We start from the raw sequence: 19428 nt of genomic DNA on the forward strand, positions 1-19428 counted from the left end.
GGCGCAATGTCGAGCCCGGCGCGTATCAAAGGCATCCTCTTCGACAAGGACGGCACGCTGCTCGATTATGACGAGAGCTGGTTGCCGGTCAATCGCGAGCTTGCTCGCATCGCCGCCGAGGGCGATCCGCTGCTCGCGGACCGATTGCTCCTGGCTTGCGGCATGGATCCGGTCACCGGCCATATCGTTCCCGACAGCCTGCTCGCCGCCGGCAATACCCGTCAGATCGCCGAGGGGCTCGTTGCCGCCGGCTCGATGGTTGCTGTCGGCGAACTGACGATCCGTCTCGACGACCTCTTTTCCGGCGCCGCCGAATTTTCCGTGCCGGTGACCGATCTTTCCGGCTTCTTCGCAAGGCTGCATCGGCGCGGCTTCAAGCTCGGCGTCGCCTCCAGCGACAACGAGCGCTCGATCCGCCAGACGGCCGAGCGTTTCGGTTTTGCCCGCTATGTCGATTACATCGCCGGCTACGACAGCGGCTTCGGCGTCAAGCCGGAACCCGGCATGGTGCTCGGCTTCTGCGCCGCGACCGGTCTTTTGCCTGAAGAGGTCGCGATGGTCGGTGACAACAATCATGATCTGCACATGGGCCTGAATGCCGGAACGGGGCTCAGGATCGCGGTGCTGACTGGCACCGGCTCGCGCGATTCGCTTGCCGCCGCTGCCGATCATGTTCTCGACGACATCACCGCCATCGAGACATTGCTGCCGGACCTGCAGCCAGCTTAAACCGCGTCGCGATCTTGGCAAGGACTTGCATTTTCACCGGTTTTGGCTTCTCAATCCGGCCGGTCGAAAAGCAAGGGCCGGTTCTGAAGCCGGGCAGGGGAGCGGGACGGCAAGATGATATCCGAAGCGCCGCCGTTCTGGTGGAGGAAAGCCGATTGGCGGGCCTGGATGCTGGCGCCGCTTTCCTTTGTCTACGGCCGTGTCGCCGGCCACCGAATGGCCCATGCGCGCCGCGCTTCCGTATCCATTCCCGTCATCTGCGTCGGCAATTTCACCGTGGGCGGCGCCGGCAAGACGCCGACGGCGCTGACGATCGCCCGCGCCGCCAAGGCGAAAGGCCTGAAACCGGGCTTCCTCAGCCGCGGTTACGGCGGTTCGCTCGACGTGACGACGGTGGTCGATCCTCATCATCACCGGGCGGTCGCCGTCGGCGACGAGCCGCTGCTGCTTGCCCAGGAGGCGCTGACGGTGATTTCCCGCAGGCGCGTCGACGGCGCGCACCGTCTGGTGGCGGAGGGCGCGGACCTCATCATCATGGATGACGGTTTCCAGAGCGCCCGGCTGGCGATCGACTATGCCCTGCTCGTCATCGATGCGACGCGCGGCCTCGGCAACGGCCATATCGTGCCGGCCGGCCCGGTCCGTGCACCGATCGGCCAGCAACTGCGCTCGGCGACGGCTTTGCTGAAGGTCGGCGGCGGCCAGGCCGCCGACAGGATCGTCCGCATGGCGGCGCGCGCGGCAAAGCCCTATTTCACCGCATCGCTGAAGGTGCGCGGCGACGACAGGCTCACCGGCATCAGGGTGCTGGCCTTTGCCGGCATCGCCGATCCCGCCAAATTTTTCCGCACCGTCGAATCGCGCGGCGCCGAAATCACAGTCGCCAAGACCTTCGGCGACCACGAGCACCTGAGCGAGGACGAGATCGGCGATATCCTGACGACCGCCGAGCGCCAGGATCTTCTGATCGTCACCACCTCGAAGGATTTCGTCCGTCTGTCCGGCCATCACGGCAAGGCGCAAGAGCTGGCGCAACAGTGCCGGGTGATCGAAGTCGACATGGTCTTCGACGATCACCTCGCTCCAGGTTTGATCATCGACCGGGCGATCGTCGCCTGCCGCGAGCGCCGCTTGCGGGAGATGAAGACTAAGAGCTGATGCATGTCGCCCAGCGGCGCGCGGCGGCACTTGGGTTAGGCGACGATCCCGCAGGTCACAGAAATCAACCGACAAGGAGCTACGTTGGTGAAGGGATACTGGATTATCATTGGAACCGAGGTGTCCGACCAGGAGGCGCAGAGCGAATACGGCAGGCTATGGCAACCCATCGCTCAGAAATATCAGGCCAGAATCAACCCATCGAAGGTTTCGCCTCTATTGAAGGAGGCACGGGATGCGCGCCGGGTGACGATCGTCGAGTTCCCCTCTTATCAGCTTGCTAAGGCGTGTTACGATGACGCCGCCTACGAAGAAGCGCGGCAATTTGCGCTTCGGGCGTCAAATCGCGAACTTCTCATCATCGAAGGGGATTTTGCGTAGCCCGGTTAGCGGCAATGGCGGCTTCCGGCGTGATCCCGATGCCGTCGTCAATGGCGGGCCGGAGCGGCCCGCGCCTCCCTGACAGCTGAACTCTAACGCCGCTGGTTCGGCAGCACGCCGGCGCGTTTGTCGGCCTCGATCGCCGAGATCACGTCGGCATAGGGCTCCTGGCGGGCGACGCTCCAGTAGCGCAGCTCGTCGAGCGGAATATGTTTTCCCGTCATCGCGCAGACGACATAGGAGCCGGGCGAGACAATCTGGAAATCGCCGTCGAGATAGCGGATCTTCGCCTCGCGGTTTCCGTGCCCTTCGAACAAATTCATCTGCTCCGTTCCCTGCAACCTGTCATGTGTCTGCCATACTCCCGCAACAGCCGCTTTGCCAGCTTTTTTAGCTTCTGCCGAAAAGCCGCTCGATATCGCTGAGCTTCAGTTCGATATAGGTCGGCCGGCCGTGGTTGCATTGGCCGGAACCGGGCGTCACTTCCATTTCTCTCAGCAGCGCGTTCATTTCCTCCGGCCGCAGCCGTCGTCCGGAGCGCACCGATCCATGGCAGGCCATCGTTGCCGCCACATATTCGAGCTTGGCCGACAGCCCCGACGCCGTGTCCCATTCGGCGATCTCGTCGGCGAGCTGGCGGATGAGGCCATGGGCGTCGACCTCGCCGAGCATGGCCGGCGTTTCGCGCACGGCAATCGCGCCGGGACCGAAACGCTCGATCGCCAGGCCCAGTTCGGAAAGCTCGGCCGCATGCTGCATCAGCCGGTCGCAATCCTCTTCGGGAAGGTCGATGATCTCAGGGATGAGCAGCACCTGCGAGGCCAGCCGCTTCGAATGCAGCGCCTTTCGCATCGCCTCGAAGACGAGCCGCTCATGCGCCGCATGCTGGTCGACGATGACGAGCCCGTCCTCGGTCTGGGCGACGATATAGTTGGCGTGGATCTGCGCCCGTGCGGCGCCGAGCGGATAGCGCCCGGTTGTTTCGGCAGAGGCGGCCGGTTCGGGTGCGCCCGGCTGCGGCGAAGGCTGCAGCTCGGCCCGCGCCGTCGGCATCGAGAGCCGGTCGAACGACGCCTGCGGCCGCTCACTGAAACCGGCTGCCGGCGGGTAGGGCCGAAAGGGTGAGGTCTCGGCCGACCATGGCGCCTGCGGCCGCTGCGCATGGGGCTGGAAGCCGGGGCGGAAGGCGCGCAGCATGTCGCTCGCCCCTGTTGTCGCCGCCCGGCTGCCGTCGCGCGCCAAGGCTTCGCGGATGGCGCCGACGATCAGGCCGCGCACCAGGCCCGGGTCGCGAAAGCGCACGTCGGATTTTGCCGGATGCACGTTGACGTCGACGAGCGCCGGATCGAGGGTGATCGACAGCACCGCCACCGGATAGCGTCCTGAAGGGATCGTCTCGGCATAGGCGCCGCGGATCGCCGAGAGGATCAGCTTGTCCTGCACCGGCCGGCCGTTGACGAAGGCATATTGATGGGCCGAGTTGCCGCGGTTGAAGGTCGGCACGCCGGCAAAACCGGTGAGCGAGATGTCCTCGCGCACGGCATCAAGGAGAATGGCGTTGTCGCGGAATTCCTTGCCGAGCACCTGCGCCATGCGCGCCAGATGGTCGTCGCCGGTCGCCGGAAATTCCAGTGTCGTGCGGTCCGAGCCCGACAGCACGAAGCGCACGGCGGGAAACGCGATCGCCATGCGCTTGACGATCTCGGTAATGGCGCCGGCTTCGGCCTTTTCGCTCTTCAGGAATTTGAGCCGCGCCGGCGTGGCGAAAAACAGGTCGCGCACTTCGACGATCGTGCCGGGATTGGCGGCGGCCGGCCTGATATGCACGATCTTGCCGCCGGCAACAGCGATTTCGTGGCCGCCGGCGCTGTCGCGCCTGCGGCTGGCGATGTTGAGTCTGGCGACCGAACCGATCGACGGCAGCGCCTCGCCGCGGAAGCCGAGCGTGCGGATATCCTCGAGCGTCTCGGAGATCTTCGACGTGCAGTGGCGCCGGACCGCCAGCTCGAGATCGGTCGCCTCCATGCCGGAGCCGTTGTCGCTGACCCGCAGCAGCGCCTTGCCGCCGCCTGCCGTGGCGATCTCGATGCGCGTCGCCCCGGCGTCGAGCGCATTTTCGATCAGTTCCTTGGCAGCGCTCGCCGGCCGTTCGATGACCTCGCCGGCGGCGATCTGGTTGATGAGCGTTTCGGAAAGCTGTCTGATGGCCATGGGCTATTTTCGGGGATTCGCGGGCTGGAGGGAAGGGGATTCCGTAGGTTTTACAGAAGCGTGATCTGCGGCGCCCCCGTTTCGACGGTCGGCAGTGTTAAGCCGGTTTTAACAGAAAAATGGCATTTTTATTCATATACCTCCGGAAGCTGCGAAATCGAACAGATGTGGGACGCAATAGAATGAGTGCCGGCTTCGAAAAGGCGGACACGTCATCGGAAATCGACGGAACGCCCGCCGAGGCCGATCTGCAGACGGCGCTTTTCGATGTCGTGTGCGACAGCCTTTCGGCAGCGTTCATCATCTACGACAAGAACGATCATCTGATCTTCGCAAGCCGCCAGATCCTCGAATTCTTCCCGCTGTCGGCCGAGATGCTGAAGCCGGGCACGCGGCTGCGCGATTTCCTGGGCGCGATCTACGATACCGGCGTTCGCCAGCAATATGAAGTGAGGCAGGGCGGCGCGCTCAGCCGCGAGGACTGGCTGTCGCAGAAGATCGCTTCCCATTGGCGCGAGCGCTTCGACGCCGTCGAGCGCCATGGCGCCGACAGCTGGGTCCGATTCGTCAAGCGCAGGCTGCCGGGCGGTTATGGCGTCACCATCGTCTCCGACATTTCCGAGGACAAGAAGCGCGAGGAGCAGTGGCGTTCAGATCTGGAGCGGGTGCAGCTCACCGAGGACATTCTCGACAATCTGCCGTTCCCGCTCTTCGTCAAGGACCGCAACCTGACCTATGTCGCGGTCAATCTCGCCTTCTGCGCGAAATACCAGACCACCGCCGACGAGGTGCTCGGGCGCAAGAGTGGCGACCTTTTTTCGCCCGAGATCGCCAAACGCTTCGAAGAGAGCGACCGTCACGTGCTGGAGACCGGCGAAATGTCGATCTCCCGCCAGCGACAGATCTCCCGCGACGGCATCGAGCGCGACATCGTCAGTCGCAAGCACCGTATCGGCAAGCCCGGTCGCTATTTCCTGGTGTCGACGACGCAGGACCTGCCGCGCGACGGCGCCGATCTCGAGGAGTTCGACCGCGCCTCGTCGGTCACCACCTCCACCAACCAGAGCTATCGCCGCGCCTATGTGCCGGTGCCGAGCGCGGTGGAGCGTCGCGAGCCGGCGGCGATGGAAGCGATCGTTCCGGAGAATTTTTCCGGCCGCAAGATCCTCGTCGTCACCGCCGACCTCGCCGCCGAGGCCGCGGCCTTGCGCACGCTGGCGAAATACGGTTTCGAATCCTGTTCGGTGCGCGGCGAGGACGAGGAGGAGCGCTTCCTGGAAATCGCCACCTCCTCCGGCATCTCGCTCGACCTCTTGATCATCGACAATCAGATGGGCATGCGCTGCCTCGAGCTTGCCGAGCAATACGGCATACCGTCGCTCGTCATGGACGGCTTCCAGATCGCCAACGAGCTCACCTTCCAGATCGCCCGCCATTTCAATCGCAACAGCCGCAACAACGGCGCCGGCACGGATTCGGATTGGGAAATCAGCATCTCCGACGACACCATCGGCCTGCAGGTTCTCGTCGCCGAAGACAATGATATCAACCAGATCGTCTTCACACAGATTCTCGAGGGCCTCGGTTATCGCCATATGATCGCGGCGACCGGCGACGAGGTCGTGCGCCTCTGGGCCGAACACCGGCCGCAGGTGGTGCTGATGGACATTTCCCTGCCGGGCTTCAACGGCTTCGAAGCCGCGCGCGTGATCCGGCAGATGGAGGAAGCCGGCGGTGCAGCCCGTACCCCGATCATCGGCGTGCTCACCCAGGCCTTCGAGCGCGACCGAGCCGAATGCGTCAAGTCGGGCATGGACGACGTCATCATGAAGCCGGTCAGTCCCGACATGCTCGAGGCAATTTTTCAAAAATATTTGGTGGAAGAGGGCGTTCGGGTCCGAACGAGCGCGTAATACTCATGGCCGTCGTCTCGTCACGGCGTCCTGCACTCGCCGCGTCAACTCCCCACATTGCCGACGGATCGGACTGTCAGGACGGCTGATTTACTAGCGAATTGTTAAGAAATCCCGGTCATTGTTTGCTCGACTGCGGAGGAAAGCTCGGGTTTGAATGATGAAATCGGCGGACATGGCTTCCTTGACCGTGAGTCATAGTGAGCTTCAGGCGATGGCCTATACCGATCCGCTGACCGGGTTGGGAAACCGCAATCGCATGCGCGAGAAGGTTCTGCAGATTTCCGCCGAGCGCGCCAGCGATCCGGCTCCCTTCGCCATCGGCATTGCCAATCTCGACAGTTTCAAACCGATCAACGATCTCTTTGGCTCCTCGGCCGGCGATGAGATCCTCTGCCAGGTCGCCCATCGGCTCAAGGCCTGCATTCCTGATGGCGCGATGGTCACCCGTCACGACGGCGACGAATTCGCCTTCGTGCTGCCGTTGATTTTCGAGCGGGCGAGTGCGGAGAAATTCGGCCAGATGATCCGCGAGGTGCTGTCAGCGCCCTATGATCTCGGCGACCGCAACGTCCGTCTCTCCGCCTCTTTCGGCTTTGCCATCTACCCCTTTGCCGGAGAGGACTGCGAGGAACTGCTGAAAAGCGCTGAAACGGCGCTCTATCGCTCCAAGCGCCGCGGCCGCGGCCAGATCACCGTCTATTCGCGTGAGATCGCCCAGGAGATGAAGCGCGCCACGCAGCTGGAGCAGGCGCTGAGAAACGCCATCATCTCAGACGCGATCGACGTGCATTTCCAGCCGATCGTCTCATTGTCAAACAATCAGGTCGTCGGCTTCGAGGCGCTGGCGCGCTGGAACGATCCCGATCTCGGCTTCGTTTCGCCCGGCGTCTTCGTGCCGCTCGCCGAAGAGCGCGGTTTCATTGACGCGCTGTCGGAAACGCTGCTGCGCAAGGCCGCGGAAGCAGCGCTTTCCTGGCCGCGCGAACTCTTCCTGTCGTTCAATCTTTCTTCAGCGCAGCTGATGGATCCCGGCACGAGCGGCAGCATCCTGTCGATCCTCGGCAGGGTCGGCTTCGATCCGCATCGTCTGGAACTGGAGATCACCGAGACGGCGGTGATGGGTTCGGCCGACACCGCCCACCGCATCATCGCCGATCTGCGCGCCGCTGGCGTGCGCATTTCGCTCGACGATTTCGGAACCGGCCAGTCGAGCCTCGGGCGCCTGCGCGACTTCATCTTCGACAAGATCAAGATCGACCGTGCCTTCGTCTCGCGCATCAATTCCGACCGCGCCTCCGAACACATCATCAAGGCAATCCTTGCCATGTGCGACGGCCTGGAACTGGAAGTCGTGGCCGAGGGAATAGAGGATTACGCCGAGGCGGTGCAACTGCGCACGCTCGGCTGCGGCATGGGCCAAGGCTATCATTTCGGCCGCCCGGCCGATGGCATCGCCACGCTGCGCTTCCTGCACGAGAACTACTACGACACGGCGATCACCGAGCGCGTCAGCGCATAAGCAATTCCAGCAAAAGTGCGCAGCGGTTTTGCGTCCGGGATTGCGTAAAGCAGGCAAGCCCAATTCCAGCAAAAGTGCGCAGCGGTTTTGCGTCCGGAATCGCGCAAAGCAGCCAAGCCCGTGATTTTGCGCTCGCGATGACGTGAAATCAGCCCATCAGAAAAAGCGATGGCGCCCTAGGAGCGCCATCGCCTACGCTATACTACCGCACGCGGTTTACTTAGGCGTGGTCGAGCCGGTTGCCGTCGTATCGGTACCGGTTGCGGCCGGGGCCTTTTCTGCGGACTGCATTGCCAGCGTCTTGAACTCAGGCGCGGCCTTCAGCGATTCGGCCGTTTCGCTGGTCGTCAGCTTGAGGCTGCCGTCCTGGGTGTTCTGGGCAACCGTGATCTTTTCCATCGGAACTGCGACATCCTTTTCGCCGATGCCAAGGAAGCCGCCAACGCCGACGATTGCGGCGACGATGCCGCCGTCCTTCTTCAGGATCAGGTCGTTGATGCTGCCGATGCTTTCGTTGTTGCCGTTATAGACCGACTGGCCGATATAGGTGTTGGCGCTGATCTGGTCCGGAGCCTGCTCCGTCAGATAGCTGCCCTGAGCCATATCCGTGCTCGGTTTTGCAGCCGGAGCCTGTGCGGCATCGCCTGCGGGTTTGGTGACGTCAGGGGTGACCGGTTTCGGTGCTGCCGGATCGGCCGGCGCTGCCTGGTTGGTCGCGGCGGGATCCGCAGGCTTCGGAGCGGTCTGCGAGAATGCCGCCGGTGCGAAAGCCGTGGCAAACAGCGCGCCAGCGGCAACGGTCGTCAAAAGTTTGCGTGTCATTTCGAACCTACTTTCATTTCCCTAGTGTGAGCGCTGACCCGGCAATGATCCTTGCCGCGCCGGTTCGTAGGGAAAATGAGCGGTGCGCCGATTGGTTCCGGTTGAAAACACGGAAAATTTCTCGATTTTCACGGAACTTTTATCGATCGATAGTGGCCAAAACGAAAAGGCGCTCCTGCCCAGGAGTGCCTTCGATGGCGGCCGGAAGTGGCCGGGTTCAGATCACATAGAGGGGATCGAACACGCCTTTGACCTCGATGCCGAGTTCCAGAAGGGCGCCCGCGGAAGGCTGGGCCGAACGGGCATCTTCGTCGAGGCCTTCCCAGGCTGTCGTCACCGCCAGCCGGTCGGCATTGACACCGATGAAGGCCGGGCAGGAGGGTTGGACGGCGGGGACCTTGTAGCGCGAGATGCGCAGCCCATCGGGATTGTAGCGATCAACGACGCCGGCGCCCCAGCGGGCATTCCAGATATAGCCGTCGGCATCGACCACTGAGCCGTCTATGTCGCCGGGCTCGTTCATGCTGTCGACGAGCACGATCGGCTCGCCCGCCGGCAGGCCGGTCTGCGGATCGACCATGACGCGCATCAGCCGGTTTATGCGAGAGTCCGTATAATAGCCGATCGTGCCATCGGGCGAGAAGCAGATCGAATTCGGAATGCTGATGCCGTTGAAGATCTTCGTCACCTTGCCGCTCGCGACATGATAGATGGCGCCAGCCTGGTTTTCCGCCCGCTTGCTCATCGTGCCGATCCAGAGCGCCCCGGAAGGATGGGTGCGGCCATCGTTCGAACGGTTTTCCGGCCGGTCGTTTTCGAGCGCGGCGTAGAAGGTGAGATTGCCGCTTGCCACATCGCGCACGAACAGCCCTTCTTCCGTCGCGATCAGCTGCCGTCCGGCGTCGATGCGGGCCAGCACGCTTGCCATGACAGGCAGCGGATGCACCTTTTTCTCCCCCGTCGCGAGTCTGAGTTCGTGCAGCTCCTTGCCGAGGATGTTGAACCACCAGACCGTGTTGCTGTCCGGATCATAGGTCGGCCCTTCGCCGAGGACGGAATTGGTGTTGCAAAGGGTCTTGCCTTCGAACTCGTAAATCTCGGTCATACGCTCACGCTCCCATGGCTGCATCATAGGCGTAAATGGTCGTCTTGGCACGCTCGGCAACCTCTGCCGGGGTCATTCCCGGCTTGTAGAGGCTGGTGCCGAGGCCGAAGGCGAAGATGCCGGCCTTGGTGTAATCGCCGAAATTCTTGTCCGATACGCCGCCGACGGCGGCAATCGTCAGCTCCGGCGGCAGGATCGCCCGGATCGCCGTGATCCCGGAAGGGCCGAGCACGCTCGCCGGAAAGAATTTGAGCCCGGTGGCGCCGGCCCGCGCTGCGGCCAGTGCCTCGGTCGGCGTGAAGACGCCTGGCATTGTCACCATGCCATAGCCGCGTGCCCGGATGATCACCTCGGGTTCGACATTCGGCGTCACCAGCAGCTTGCCGCCGGCCGCATTCAGGCTGTCGACCGCTTCGACCGTCAGCACCGTGCCGGCGCCGATCAGCACCCCGGCGGGCGCCAGCTTGGCGGCGATCTCGATCGATTTGAACGGCTCCGGCGAGTTGAGCGGGATCTCGATCGCCGTCAGGCCGTTGTCGATCAGCGCGCCGACGACGCTTTCGGTCTCGTCCGGCCGGATGCCGCGCAGGATGGCGATCAGCGGGCGCTTCATGTCAGGGAAGGGGATGCGGTTCATCGTGACAGCTTTCTCAGTTCGGCCAGATGGCGTCGGCAGCAGCCGAAAGCCCGCGGCGCACGGCGGCGTCCGCATCGATGGCGGTGAAGGCAAGGGAGAGGGTTTTAAAGGCCTGTTCGTAGAGCGCCTGCAGGCGTCCGGAGGCGACGAGGGTGATGCCTGAGTTGGCCGCATCCTGCAGCGCCCCGGCGATTTCGAGGCCGATCAGCGTGCCGGAGAGCCGGGCTTGCGCGGCAGCGGCGGAGATCCCGTGCAGGAGCTGGCCGGAGCGGGCGGTAAAGAGCAGGTTGGAGGCAAGGGCCGGCCGGGCGAAAGCGGCCGAAACCGCCGCCTCGAAGGCCGCCGCATCGGCCGGCTGCTCCTCGGCCCCGGCAACGGCATGCGACAGGATCGTGTGTTTGCTGATCGCGTCGAAGAGTTCGCCGGTCATGAAAGTGGAAAAGCCGGTCACCTCTGCATCCCCCACATGCACCCATTTCGAATGCGTGCCGGGCATGCAGACCGCCTGAGGGCCGGCGCTTGTGCCGCCGAGCGCGCCGAGCAGCTGGGTTTCCTCGCCGCGCATGACGTCGGGTGTCGCCGTCTGCCGCTGGGCAAGGCCGGGCAAGATGCGGACGTCGCGGCTTTCGCCAGGCACGCGGACGGCGGCAGTCAGGATCGAGGCGAGCGGCGTTGGCACGTCGATATAACCGGCCTCGACCCAGCCCTGCCTTGCGCCGGCCATGCCGCAGACGATCACCGGCAGGGTGTCCGGTGCTTCGACAGCGGCGAGATGGCCAGATAGGACGGCGGAAAAGCCGGTCTTTGCCGCGCTGGTCATGCCTTCGCCGCTGCGGCGCTCGGCAAGCACGCTGCCGTCCCGGGCCATCAGCCACAATCGGAAGCTGCTGGTGCCCCAGTCCACCGCGACATAAGCGGGATTAGCCATTACAGAACGCCTCCGTCGACAATCAGGGACTGGGCGGTCATTCCGGCCGCGCAGTCGGATGCAAGAAACAGGCAGGGACCGACGATCGCATCGGCTTTGAGCGGGACTTTCAGGCATTGCTGCTCGACCGAGCGGGCGATGCTCTCTTCGGTCAGCCACAACTGCATCTGCCGTTCGGTGACGACCATGCCGGGCAGGATGCAGTTGACCCGGATATTTTCCGGGCCGAGCCTGCCTGCCATGCTCTTCGTCAGGCCGACCACCGCCGCCTTTGCCGCCGCATAGGCGGGAAAGCCGCCCATGTTCAGCTTGAAGGCGATCGACGACATATTGACGATCGCACCGCCGCCGGCCGCCCGCATCGATGGTGCGGCCGCCTGCGAGGTGAAGAATACATGCCGCAGGTTGACCGCCTGGTTGTTGTCCCAATAGGCCTCGGTGACGGCGTCGAATTCGTGGCGGTCGTCCCAGGCGGCATTGTTGACGAGCACGCGGATCGGCCCGGAAGCGGCAACGACATTATCGACGGCGCGCCGGATCGCCTCGATATCACGCAGATCCGCATGGTAAAAGGAAACCGGGTGCGCGGTCTGGCCCGACAGCGTCTCGGCAAGCGCGTTGCCGGCGGCCTCGGCGATGTCGATGAAGGAAACCTTGGCGCCCTGGCGCGCAAAACCTTCGACGATCGCAGCCCCGATGCCCGATCCGCCGCCGGTGACGAGCACGGTTCGGTCCCTGAATTCCGGAAACTGGGCTGACGTCGCAGTCATCGTCTTCTCCCGACGAAATAGATTGTTCCATTATTTGGAACTGAATTTGACTATATGGAATTATCGGATTACGCTGCCCGTTCTGTCAAGGGCGGATGAAACCATGAATGCAAAGGGCGACGGCATGGCGCAGGCACGCGAGACCGGCACACTCGGCAAACTGATGGTGCTGCTCGATCTCGTTACCCATGCGGATGCGCCATTGCGGTTCACCGATATCCTGTCGCTCGCCGGCCAGCCGCGCGGCACCCTCCATCGCCAGCTCAGCCACCTCGTCGAGGAGGGGCTGCTCGAACTCGACGGCGATGGCCGTTATGCGCCGGGCCTGCGCCTGCTCGATTTCGCCGCCCGCAGTTGGGCGCGCAATGAATTCCGCCTGATTGCCGAACCGCATCTTGCCGCTCTGCAGCAGGCGACCGGTGAGACCGTGCATCTCGGTGTTCTCCGAGGCCACTCGATCATCTATCTCGACAAGGTCGAGGGCCGCCAGCCGGTGCGGATGTATTCGCAGATCGGCAATGCCTCGCCCTGTTACTGCACCGGCGTCGGCAAGGCGGCGCTGTCGCTGCTTCCGGCCGAAAGCCTGGCCGATCTTCTTGCCGGCGTGAATTTCACCCGCTTTACCGCCGCCACCCATGCCTCGCCGGCCAGCCTACTCGCCGAAATCCATGAGATCGCCACTCAGGGCTATGCTTTCGACCGCGAGGAGCATGAGGCCGGCATCCGCTGCGTCGCCGCGCCCATCTGGTCGGAGGATCGGACTTTTCTCGGCGGCGTCTCGATCACCGGCCCGGCCTACCGCCTATCGATGGAACTTCTCGCCCAATGGGCCGTTCCGGTTCAGCAGGCTGCCGGAAGCATCATGGAAGGCATGCGCATCCGGCTCGGCCCGCGTCGCTAGAGCATGCCGCGCAAAGCGACGCAGCGGTCATCCGATAACGATGTAAAAATACGGGGTTAAAACGCCACGCGGGAATTTGAAACGAATTCGAGAAAAATTTGCTCTCTGGCCCTTGCCGAATGCGATTTGAGAGCATGCTTATCATGAGGCGTTATTGAGGTTTGCCGGCGACGACAACTGGAAATAGCAATCGACAACACTTTCCGGCCGAACGCTTAACGCCGCGGCCGGATTGCATTTGATCCGGCAGCAATCGTCATTCCCCGATGCAAGCGAACCGGCCGCGGTGCCGAAGATGAAGAAATGTGATGGAACCCTTAGCGCAAACATCCACGGACGAAGAAGACGATTATATCAAGGAAATTGCCGGCCTGAAGACGCAGTTCGACATCTTCCGGTTCATGAAACGCATGACCGAAGCCTATCGCTGCCGCGCCTTCATGGTTCTCAATCTGCCGCCGATCACATCCCTCGATCTTCAGGGCAATACCGTCATCACCAGCTGGCCGGCCGAGCTTCTGGCGCTTTACGATCAGGAGGGGTTGATGGTGAACAGCCCGATTCTGCGGCGGCTGAGAACATCGGCGCGACCCTTCTCTTACGACATGTCGCGGCAGAACTGGTCGCGCGACGACGGTAAGTCCGACCTCGTCGTCGGGCTGTTCGAACGTTTCAGGATGACGCGCTGCGCCTATTTCCCGACGCATGAACCGTCCGGTCTGCGCGGTGCCGTCTCCTTCGCCGGCGATCGTGAACCCTTCAGCCCGGCCGAGATGCGCGAGCTTTGCTATATCGCCATCCACGTCTTCGACAGGCTTGCCGAGATTCGCAACCTCGATACCCGCGTCACCGATGCGCTGACCGACCGCGAGATCGATTGCCTGAACTGGACGGCGGCGGGCAAGACGAGCGCCGAAATCGCCGAAATCCTGGTGCTGTCCGAGCATACGGTCAATCATTACCTCAACCGCGCCACCAAGAAGCTCGACACCGTCAACCGCACCCAGGCCGTCGCCAAGGCGCTCAGGATCGGCTTGATCAAATAAGTTGCAAAGACGGCGATAGACGCTAGCCGGGCCGCTTAGCGCGTAGGCAGATCTGCACGCCGTCCCGCCCTTTGCGCCTGCTTTTCCCGCTTTTTCCATCTGGCACGCTTTCTGCATCTCTTCTGCCAGAGGTCCAGAGGGGACTTTGCTGACCAGCGCCAGGAAATGGCGCGGCCGACACACCGCTGCCCGACGCCGATGCCGCTTCTCTCCTGGGCCCTCGGCGTCGGCGGTGGTTGTTGCCTTTCGGCACCGCTTCTTGCGCAGCTGTTCACGATTTCCTCTTGCCGCTCACTTTTTTCTGGCCTTTTTTTCGGCTTGCGCTAGTTCGCCCCGCATTGCGCCGGTTCTCGGGGAGAGAGACCGTTGCGGCCATCAGGGCAAAAGCCCGGCGGACTTGATGGCCGCAACGGATTTCGAAACCCGGCCGGCGTTTTTCAAAGCCGCCAAATCGATTTTCCTCTCGCTGATTTTGTTTGGCGAAGACGTGCGCCTCCACTATCTGTGATCCAAGAAGAAGCAGTGAGGGTGGAATGACCGACGTCACCAAGGAACAGGTTCTCGAAACGCTGAAGACCGTGCGCGGACCGGATCTCGAGCACGATATCGTCGCGCTCGGCATGGTCTCGGATGTGTTCATCTCCGACGGCAAGGTCTATTTCTCCATCACGGTCCCGGCCGAGCGCGCCAAGGAGTTGGAGCCGATGCGGCTCGCTGCCGAGCGCGTCATCAAGGAAATGCCGGGCGTCAAGGGCGCGCTCGTCACGCTGACTGCGGACCGGAAAGCGGCGGCCGCAGCACCCGCTGCGCGCCCGGCGCCAAACCCGCCGCATGGCCATGCCGGTCATGATCACGGCGGCCATGATCACCAGCATCACGCCCCTGCGCCCCAGCAACAGGCGCCGCGGGCCGGCAAGATCGGCGTTCCCGGCATCGGCGCCATCATCGCCGTCGCCTCCGGCAAAGGCGGGGTCGGCAAGTCGACCACCGCCGTCAACCTGGCGCTCGGCCTGCTTGCCAACGGCCTTCGCGTCGGCATTCTCGATGCCGATATCTACGGCCCCTCCATGCCGCGGCTCCTGAAGATTTCCGGTCGCCCGACGCAGATCGACGGCCGTATCATCAATCCGATGGAGAATTACGGCCTCAAGGTCATGTCGATGGGCTTCCTTGTCGACGAGGAGACGGCGATGATCTGGCGCGGGCCGATGGTTCAGTCGGCGCTGCTGCAGATGCTGCGCGAAGTCGCCTGGGGCGAGCTCGACGTCCTCGTCGTCGACATGCCGCCCGGTACCGGCGATGCGCAATTGACCATGGCCCAGCAGGTGCCGCTTGCCGGCGCCGTCATCGTCTCGACGCCGCAGGATCTCGCTTTGATCGATGCCCGCAAGGGCCTCAACATGTTCCGCAAGGTCGAGGTGCCGGTGCTCGGCATCGTCGAGAACATGAGCTATTTCATCGCCCCCGATACCGGCACCCGTTATGACATCTTCGGTCACGGCGGTGCCCGCAAGGAAGCCGAGCGCATCGGCGTGCCCTTCCTCGGCGAAGTGCCGTTGACGATGAATATCCGTGAAACCTCCGACGCCGGCACCCCGCTCGTCGCCTCCGATCCGAACGGTGTCGTTGCCGGCATCTATCGCGGCATCGCCACCAAGGTCTGGGAGCAGCTCGGCGGCCAGTCCCGGCGCCCAGCGCCGGCAATCGTCTTCGAATAGCGCGGGGCCTGCCGGAACTGCACGGCATGACGGCACGGGAAGGCCAGGCGCCGAATCACCGCTGCGATCACGCCGATTGTGGGGGAAACGTGGTGAAAAGCCGCGCTTCACGGAAGATGTCTTGATTATTTCACGGCTTTGCTTCATATGCCGCGGCGCCATGATGGCGTTGCTGCAGATGCTCAATGACGGTCGTCTTCGTTTCGAAGATTCCGGCCCGCCTGCAAGATCGAAGGATTGGTAATTGCGATGCGGTGGAGCACAATGCGCATGCTGGCCTTGAAGGCTGGATGCAGCAGGAGTTTTATGAACTTTCTTGAACCGCTTCCGTTTGGATATGGGACGAGCCGCCCTCGCATCGCCGCGATGGCGGCACGGAAAGGCTTTCGATGATGGCGATGAGCACGAAGTGTCGTGAGCATCGGAGACGCTGCCGGTGATCACCGCTTACAGTTCCAGTTGCAAGTCGGTCGAGGTCCGCGACCTGTCGCAGCCGGCATCCCTTCCCAAGGATGTCGTCTGGATCGACATGATCGAGCCGACCCGCGAAGAGGAGCTTTATGTCGAGAAGGTTCTCGGCATCGAGGTTCCGACCCGCGACGACCTCAAGGATATCGAGCCTTCCGCCCGCCTCTACGTTGAAAACGACGCCGTCTTCATGACCGCCTCGCTCGTTTGGAAAGCCGATACCGACGCGCCGACCCTGACCGATGTCGCTTTCATCCTGGCCGGAAACCGTCTCGTCACCATCCGTTACGCCCATCCCAAATCCTTTGCGCTGTTCATCGCCGCCCTTCACCGGCTGCCGGAAAACTGGCGCAGCGGCGCAGCCCTTCTCGCCAAGCTGCTCGAGACGATTGTCGATCGCACCGCGGAAATCCTCGAGATCTCCGTTTCGCGCATCGACATCCTGTCGACGCATGTCTTCGGCGACCGGGCGAAAAAGGTGCGCAAGCCGTCGAACTACCTTGAGGAAAAGCTGCGCGATATTGCCGGTCATCACCGCATGATCAGCAAGCTGCGCGACAGTCTGGGTTCGCTGTCCCGGCTGCTGACCTTCTTTCACACGATCCCGGCGATCCAGCAGGACCGCGAGGCCAAGGAGCTCTGCCGTACCGTTTCGCGCGATATCCAGTCGCTGTCGGAGCACGCGTCCTTCATCGCCGCCAACATCACCTTCCTGCTCGACGCCTCGCTCGGTCTGATCAATATCGAGCAGAACTCGATCATCAAGATTTTCTCGATCGCCTCGGTCGTGTTCCTGCCGCCGACATTGGTCGCCTCCGTCTATGGCATGAATTTTCAGGTCATGCCCGAACTAGCCTGGACGGCCGGCTATCCCTATTCGCTGGCTTTGATGGTGATATCGGCCGTCATCCCCTTTTTCTTTTTTCGCTGGAAAGGCTGGCTCTGAGGAGCCTGTGAAATTTCATGTCCGAAGAGAGCCATCCGCACGACCGCCATATGACGCCGCGCAAGTTGTTCTATCTCGCGCTCGGTTCCGTCGGCGTCGTCTACGGCGACATCGGTACGAGCCCGCTCTATGCGTTTCGCGAGGCGCTGAAGCCGGTCGCCCATGACGGCGTCACCCGTTTCGAGGTCATCAGCCTGATCTCGCTGATGATCTGGGCGCTGACCATCATCGTCACCATCAAATACGTCCTTTTCCTGCTGCGCGCCGATAACGACGGGGAGGGCGGCACGCTGTCGCTGCTCGCCCTTTTGATGAAGACCGCCAACGGCCACACCGCTCTCCTGATGCTGCTCGGGCTGATGGGCGCTGCGCTGTTCCTCGGCGATGCGATGATCACCCCGGCGCTTTCGGTGCTGTCGGCCGTCGAGGGTCTGAAGCTCGTCACACCTAGTCTGGCGGATTATATCGTGCCGATCTCGGTGGTGATCCTGGCGCTGCTCTTCGTCGTCCAATCGCGCGGCACCGGCGCCGTCGCCAAATTCTTCGGGCCGATCACCGCGGTCTGGTTCATCGTCATGGCCGCCGCCGGCATTTCCCATATCTCGGATGATTTCGGCATCCTCGCCGCCTTCAATCCCTATTATGCTGTCAGCTTCCTGCTGCACGAGGGCTTCTACGGCGTCGTCGTGCTCGGCGCCGTCTTCCTGACGGTGACCGGCGCCGAAGCGCTATATGCCGATCTCGGCCATTTCGGCCGCCGCCCCATTCAATGGGCCTGGTTCGCCCTGGTGTTTCCGGCGCTGACGCTGAACTATCTCGGCCAGGGCGCTCTCGTGCTCGGCCGGCCGGAGACCATGTCCGATCCCTTCTATCTGATGTATCCGCAATGGGCGCTACTGCCGGTCGTCATCCTGGCCACCGCTGCGACGATCATCGCCAGCCAGGCCGTCATCACGGGCGCCTTCTCGCTGGTGCGCCAGGGCATCAACCTCGGCTTCCTGCCGCGCATGGAAATTCTCTTCACCTCGGAAACGAATACCGGGCAGATCTTCGTGCCGTCGGTCAATGCCGTGCTGTTCTTCGGTGTCATCTTCCTGGTGTTGAGCTTCAAGACCTCGGACGCGCTGGCGACCGCCTACGGCATTTCCGTCACCGGCGCCATGGTCGTCACCTCGATCATGGCCTTCGAATTCGTCCGCGCCCGCTGGAACTGGTCGCTGCCGGTTGCGGTGATCGCGCTTGCGCCGCTAGTCGTGCTCGAAATGATCTTCCTCGGCGCCAATCTTTTGAAGATCCACGACGGCGGTTATATCCCGATCCTGATCGCCACCGCCTTTACCGTCGTCATGTGGACCTGGCGCCGCGGCACGGCGATCCTGATGGAAAAGACCCGCCACACCGATATTCCGCTCGCCTCCTTCGTCAGTTCCATCGAGCGCAAGAGCGAGCATTCGCCGGCCCAGGTTCCCGGCACGGCGATCTTCCTGACCAGCGATCCGGAATCCGCACCCGCCGCTCTCTTGCACAATCTCAAGCACAATCACGTGCTGCACGACCGCAACGTCATCCTGACCATCCGCACGGTCAATAAGCCGCGCGTGCCGAGCCACGACCGTTACAAGGTCGAGCAGATCTCCGAGCGCTTCTCGCGCGTCGAACTGCTGTTCGGCTTCATGGAATCGCAGAATGTTTCGCAGGCCCTGGCGACCCTGCGCAAGACCGGGCTGAAGTTCGACATCATGTCGACCTCCTTCTATCTCGGCCGCCGCAAGCTGGTGCCGGACGCCAAATCCGGCATGCCCTATTGGCAGGACCGGCTCTACATCGCCCTTGCCAACGCCGCCGCCAACCCCTCGGACTACTTCCGCCTGCCGGCAAACCGCGTGGTGGAACTGGGGTCGCATGTGATAATTTGACGAGTGAGGACGACATTCCCGACACGCGTGTCTGCGCTGTCTGGCTGCTTCCCCACCTGGTCCTCCGTCATGCTCGGCCCTGAGCCGAGCATCCATACGGCACCCACCAGCAGCCGGGGCATGGATCCTCGGCTCAAGGCCGAGGATGATGGAGATTGGGGATGCGTCCCTGTCAAACAAGCCACATTAGAACATGCAAAACTACGCATAGCCACATTCCGGCACGGCCCGTTAACCGGACGTCAAGGTTAATGAGA

At 62.8% G+C, this 19428-nt stretch carries 19 protein-coding genes; 12 read left to right on the plus strand and 7 right to left on the minus strand.

Translation table 11 applies throughout. From position 1 onward, the window contains the following. The first annotated feature begins 6 nt into the window (after positions 1-6). The 3 genes from AMC88_RS04510 to AMC88_RS04520 all read left to right on the plus strand — a co-directional run bounded on the left by AMC88_RS04510 (position 7) and on the right by AMC88_RS04520 (position 2268). Positions 7-729: an HAD family hydrolase gene (locus tag AMC88_RS04510; protein WP_012482841.1), complete on the plus strand. Its 723-nt coding sequence runs from the start codon at positions 7-9 to the stop codon at positions 727-729. A 114-nt stretch (positions 730-843) separates the two neighbouring features. Continuing rightward, complete coding sequence (lpxK, locus tag AMC88_RS04515; RefSeq protein ID WP_012482842.1) at positions 844-1887, plus strand: tetraacyldisaccharide 4'-kinase; 1044 nt, start codon at positions 844-846, stop codon at positions 1885-1887. 87 nt (positions 1888-1974) lie between these two features. Beyond that, positions 1975-2268 (plus strand): DUF1330 domain-containing protein, encoded by a 294-nt coding sequence (locus tag AMC88_RS04520; RefSeq protein ID WP_012482843.1) that lies wholly within the window; start codon positions 1975-1977, stop codon positions 2266-2268. A 92-nt stretch (positions 2269-2360) separates the two neighbouring features. Here the strand turns inward: AMC88_RS04520 and AMC88_RS04525 are convergent, their stop codons facing one another. Together AMC88_RS04525 and mutL are read right to left on the minus strand one after the other, a co-directional pair. Beyond that, positions 2361-2591, minus strand: a complete 231-nt coding sequence (locus tag AMC88_RS04525; RefSeq protein WP_004677472.1) for a DUF2093 domain-containing protein — start codon at positions 2589-2591, stop codon at positions 2361-2363. Between the two features lie 67 nt (positions 2592-2658). Beyond that, a complete protein-coding gene (mutL, locus tag AMC88_RS04530; protein WP_012482844.1) occupies positions 2659-4479 on the minus strand; it encodes a DNA mismatch repair endonuclease MutL in 1821 nt (606 codons plus the stop codon). Positions 4480-4661: 182 nt separating this feature from the next. On the opposite strand from mutL, the gene AMC88_RS04535 reads away from it, so the two are divergent. Together AMC88_RS04535 and AMC88_RS04540 are read left to right on the plus strand one after the other, a co-directional pair. Beyond that, positions 4662-6392: a response regulator gene (locus tag AMC88_RS04535; RefSeq protein WP_064824863.1), complete on the plus strand. Its 1731-nt coding sequence runs from the start codon at positions 4662-4664 to the stop codon at positions 6390-6392. Positions 6393-6549: 157 nt separating this feature from the next. Then, positions 6550-7914, plus strand: coding sequence for a putative bifunctional diguanylate cyclase/phosphodiesterase (locus AMC88_RS04540; protein WP_064824864.1), 1365 nt, complete (start codon positions 6550-6552; stop codon positions 7912-7914). 216 nt (positions 7915-8130) lie between these two features. Here AMC88_RS04540 and AMC88_RS04545 read toward each other — a convergent pair whose 3' ends face one another. The 5 genes from AMC88_RS04545 to AMC88_RS04565 all read right to left on the minus strand — a co-directional run bounded on the left by AMC88_RS04545 (position 8131) and on the right by AMC88_RS04565 (position 12176). Next, complete coding sequence (locus AMC88_RS04545) at positions 8131-8736, minus strand: PRC-barrel domain-containing protein (protein WP_004680413.1); 606 nt, start codon at positions 8734-8736, stop codon at positions 8131-8133. Positions 8737-8953: 217 nt separating this feature from the next. Further along, a complete protein-coding gene (locus AMC88_RS04550; RefSeq protein ID WP_004680414.1) occupies positions 8954-9841 on the minus strand; it encodes an SMP-30/gluconolactonase/LRE family protein in 888 nt (295 codons plus the stop codon). Positions 9842-9845: 4 nt separating this feature from the next. Further along, positions 9846-10478: a 2-dehydro-3-deoxy-6-phosphogalactonate aldolase gene (locus tag AMC88_RS04555; RefSeq protein ID WP_012482847.1), complete on the minus strand. Its 633-nt coding sequence runs from the start codon at positions 10476-10478 to the stop codon at positions 9846-9848. A gap of 13 nt (positions 10479-10491) precedes the next feature. Further along, on the minus strand, positions 10492-11406 hold the full coding sequence (locus AMC88_RS04560) for a 2-dehydro-3-deoxygalactonokinase (RefSeq protein WP_012482848.1): 915 nt from the start codon (positions 11404-11406) through the stop codon (positions 10492-10494). After that, positions 11406-12176, minus strand: coding sequence for an SDR family NAD(P)-dependent oxidoreductase (locus tag AMC88_RS04565; RefSeq protein ID WP_010019944.1), 771 nt, complete (start codon positions 12174-12176; stop codon positions 11406-11408). The genes AMC88_RS04560 and AMC88_RS04565 overlap by 1 nt, the downstream gene beginning before the upstream one ends. A gap of 103 nt (positions 12177-12279) precedes the next feature. On the opposite strand from AMC88_RS04565, the gene AMC88_RS04570 reads away from it, so the two are divergent. From AMC88_RS04570 to AMC88_RS04590, 7 genes are all read left to right on the plus strand, one after another. After that, a complete protein-coding gene (locus AMC88_RS04570) occupies positions 12280-13077 on the plus strand; it encodes an IclR family transcriptional regulator (protein ID WP_012482849.1) in 798 nt (265 codons plus the stop codon). A 308-nt stretch (positions 13078-13385) separates the two neighbouring features. Continuing rightward, a complete protein-coding gene (locus AMC88_RS04575; RefSeq protein WP_041683555.1) occupies positions 13386-14123 on the plus strand; it encodes a helix-turn-helix transcriptional regulator in 738 nt (245 codons plus the stop codon). Between the two features lie 232 nt (positions 14124-14355). Next, positions 14356-14631 carry a hypothetical protein gene (locus AMC88_RS32960; RefSeq protein WP_141489230.1) on the plus strand — a complete coding sequence of 92 codons (276 nt, stop codon included), beginning with the start codon at positions 14356-14358 and terminating at the stop codon, positions 14629-14631. A 25-nt stretch (positions 14632-14656) separates the two neighbouring features. Beyond that, on the plus strand, positions 14657-15841 hold the full coding sequence (locus tag AMC88_RS04580; RefSeq protein ID WP_004680421.1) for an Mrp/NBP35 family ATP-binding protein: 1185 nt from the start codon (positions 14657-14659) through the stop codon (positions 15839-15841). Positions 15842-16026: 185 nt separating this feature from the next. Beyond that, positions 16027-16161 (plus strand): hypothetical protein, encoded by a 135-nt coding sequence (locus tag AMC88_RS34470; protein ID WP_016734653.1) that lies wholly within the window; start codon positions 16027-16029, stop codon positions 16159-16161. A 116-nt stretch (positions 16162-16277) separates the two neighbouring features. Continuing rightward, positions 16278-17255 (plus strand): magnesium transporter CorA family protein, encoded by a 978-nt coding sequence (locus tag AMC88_RS04585; protein ID WP_012482854.1) that lies wholly within the window; start codon positions 16278-16280, stop codon positions 17253-17255. A gap of 17 nt (positions 17256-17272) precedes the next feature. Further along, a complete protein-coding gene (locus AMC88_RS04590; RefSeq protein WP_004680422.1) occupies positions 17273-19171 on the plus strand; it encodes a potassium transporter Kup in 1899 nt (632 codons plus the stop codon). The last annotated feature ends 257 nt before the right edge of the window (positions 19172-19428 follow it).

The sequence above is a fragment of the Rhizobium phaseoli genome, from assembly GCF_001664385.1.
GTDB lineage: Bacteria > Pseudomonadota > Alphaproteobacteria > Rhizobiales > Rhizobiaceae > Rhizobium > Rhizobium phaseoli.